This is a genomic window from Bradyrhizobium australafricanum, assembly GCF_020329495.1.
In the GTDB taxonomy this organism is placed as follows: domain Bacteria; phylum Pseudomonadota; class Alphaproteobacteria; order Rhizobiales; family Xanthobacteraceae; genus Bradyrhizobium; species Bradyrhizobium australafricanum.
In genome coordinates this window covers 1-2920 of the sequence record NZ_JAGKJL010000155.1, presented here as the reverse complement: position 1 = coordinate 2920, position 2920 = coordinate 1, and the positions used below count along the sequence as shown (strand labels likewise).

Sequence of the window (2920 nt, the reverse complement as noted above, 5' to 3'; positions counted from 1 at the left end):
ACCTCGACCATTAGGTCGGAATATCCATTGATCACCTTGGCTTAGTCACCGAAGTCATCGGCCGAGTTAACCATGCCGACCACTTTAACAACGCGTTTCACGCGATCGACGCTACCCAGCGCCGCTCGCTCCTTTGCCAGCGTGATCAAGCCTGCTTGCTTGGCAGCCTCATGGCCTTATTCGTCGATCAGATCCCGTCCGAGCTTACCCTTCGGCTCGCTCGAGACTGCCCGCCATGAACAGGAGATTGCCCACTTGAACCGCGTTGACGTAGCTGCCGACCGGCGCGGCCTCAGCCAGCAGTGACGTTCTTCACTCTCAAGCTCGCCTCCGCGCTCGACGAATTCTCTGCCTGCGCAGCCTCAAATGCGGAATCTAGGATCACCAAACAAAAGACGACAAATCCCGCAAATTCCTTCATTGAGTGCTGCCGCACTTACCCGTGAACGTACATCTCTAAAGTGCCCCGCCAGCAGTGATACCGCAGTTCGCGTCTGCCTCAAGCGTGCCCAACCCATCCATCGGCTAGTTCGTGCGCTCCTCGCAAACAAAATCACCTGCTCATTGCTGAAGCGCCGTGGCCGACCAGCGCCAGATGCGCACGTGGGGCACTGCTCATCCGCGAGAGCAATTCCGGCTGTCATCGATCGGCGCGGGCGCAAGCGAGCCATCCGCCTGGACGATCATGGGTCGAGAGAGAGGCGCGCCACGCGGTGGAACCGTTGATCGCGGGATCTGTGGCAGATAGGGGCGAGCAAACGCGGCGATTAGAGTCTGGCGGAGCCGTGCCTTCCCGACGTCCGCCTCTACAGCTGCTTCTTTGGCACGTAGCGCGGTCCGGTATGCCCTTTGGCGTCGGCGGCGCCAATCGTGCACCGCGCTTGTCGGCCAATGCACTTCTCCATTTAGAGCCGTTGCACGCGGAAAATCGGGCTCTTGTGCCCAATGGACGATCGTCGCTGGCGACTTCCTGAAGTGCGCGGCTAGCTGCGCCGCGGTCATCTGGACCCCCGTTAGATCAATCGGAGGCGACGCAAAGTTCGTGGTGGCAGCGTCCACAGTGGTCGTGTTGTCGGTCATTGAGTTGGCGTCCAAATGGTCAGATGCTGCCAAATTGCGATTAGCCACGCTGTCGACCGATACTGCATGCCTTTGAGCGCTCCTGACGAAATGCAATCAAGTCGCGATTTTTCTCTTAATCGAGGATGGAAGTGTGACCAGCGAACGCGTCGATCCAGATCAGGACGGGATCAACGCGCACCGCATCTCTATCGATCGCGACCCGCGGTACCGGTTGCGACGGCGAAAGGCGATCGCATGCCATACCTCACATCTGTGACCTCCAATTTGCGACTACTCCGACTGATCCGTTAGCGGATATTTGTCGCGGTCGTGCTGGCAGGTCGCCGACCATCCGACTTTGAAGGGTAAGGCATTTCGGCCTGAGTAGACGACTGCTCAATTTGGTAGGCCAGTCTTAAGATTGGAAGGCCTGCCGATGCGCTTTGATTGCCTCTCTTTCAGCCGCTTCCGGTCAAGTGGATCCGATGACTTCAGATTGCAGGCATCGATAGCTCACAGCTGATCGATGGCTGAAGTGACCACTTAAACTGCGGCGCAAAAGCCACGATGCTTCACTGACAAAGACTTGGCGCTGTGGTGACGAGATGGATCCGAGCACCGCGTCCTCGGCGTTATTAGCTGCACGTTTGATCTCGTTTCAACTGACGACGTTCGCCCATGACTGTTTAACAGGGCGACGGCCGTCGCCCAACTCTCAAGCTTTGCAGCGCCCATGGCGTGAAGAGGCCTCCCTCAGGACGGAGGCAGGTTCATTCCGTTAAGGCCGTATCCCAAGCTCTTTCCCGTTTCCGCCCTTATTGCGCTGCTGCGCGCCGGCCACCTGGAGAAGCAAGCGCAGACTGCCGTGCAGCGGGCCGGCCTCTGGATCATGAAGTCATCTAGCTGGGACGAGAGGCACCCTCTCACCCGAGCCGAACTCGAGCCCATGCTGCGGGAGGGTGGCATCGTCCCTGGGCGATTATCACGGGCTTACGTCAGCAACGCCGTGGCCGATTTTGCCGAGGACATCGTCCACTTGGGTGTTGATGCGGCGTGTCACAAGATTGGCAAGCCGGTGTGTCCATTTAATGCGCTGCACCTCTTCGGGGAAGAGCGCCGCCCATTCGCTATTATCCGATATGGTTTCCAGGCTCGCTTGTTTGCGAAGCGACAACCGCGACATTGTGATTGGCGCGTTCTATGAGCATTCGCCGACCGTTCCCAGCAGCGTGTCCCGCTCAGCTATATGGGGCTCAATTGCGACCACGAATCCAAAGCACTATGTCGCTCGATCCAATTACGCGTCTTGGATAATATGGGTTTATCGTTCCAGCTAACATCGTAGTCAAACTTGCAGGAGGACTATTCAGAAGTTCGCCCGCAAATTTCTTTGCGTCAGCCTCACTCGGAAAGGTTCTGGTTTCTCGACTGGGATATCGATTTGGCCCCTTCGATTGATTAAAGGAAACGTACCAAGTGTGTCGTAGCCATATCCGTTTCGTGCTCATCGGCCGATGATGACTGTATGTTCCAAAACCGACCGACGTATGCGATGTAGCCAAGCTTTCAATTACCCATAATTGTTGCCTCGATTGCGGCTCCAAGTTCGATGTCGGTCAGCCGCGATAGTCCGCGCCAGATCACGGTATTTCCTGGAGGCGGATCGTTGGCTCGGGCTAAATATCCTCCGAGCCGCGCGATCTTGACGACATAGTGCGAGAGCGTGCTTCGTCGAGAGCAATCACCACCCCTGTCTTTCACCAAATGATCAAGAAGCCTGATTTCGGGATCCGTCAGCGCCGTTTGCGGTACGGCATTCGGCGAGGAGCGATTGAGCATCGTCATCCAGAAGACGCGC

At 57.1% G+C, this 2920-nt stretch carries 1 protein-coding gene and 1 pseudogene; both read right to left on the bottom strand.

Annotated elements, in window-relative coordinates; genetic code table 11:
* Positions 1-2044: 2044 nt before the first annotated feature.
* Positions 2045-2245: a hypothetical protein gene (locus J6525_RS46155; protein ID WP_225649579.1), complete on the bottom strand. Its 201-nt coding sequence runs from the start codon at positions 2243-2245 to the stop codon at positions 2045-2047.
* Between the two features lie 383 nt (positions 2246-2628).
* Positions 2629-2920 (bottom strand): annotated as a pseudogene (locus tag J6525_RS46150) (IS4 family transposase); the annotation flags it as partial.

What these genes read in the sequence shown, in the direction of transcription:
- J6525_RS46155 (WP_225649579.1), bottom strand. Translation starts at nt 2,245, where the DNA reads ATGTCGCGGTTGTCGCTTCGCAAACAAGCGAGCCTGGAAACCATATCG.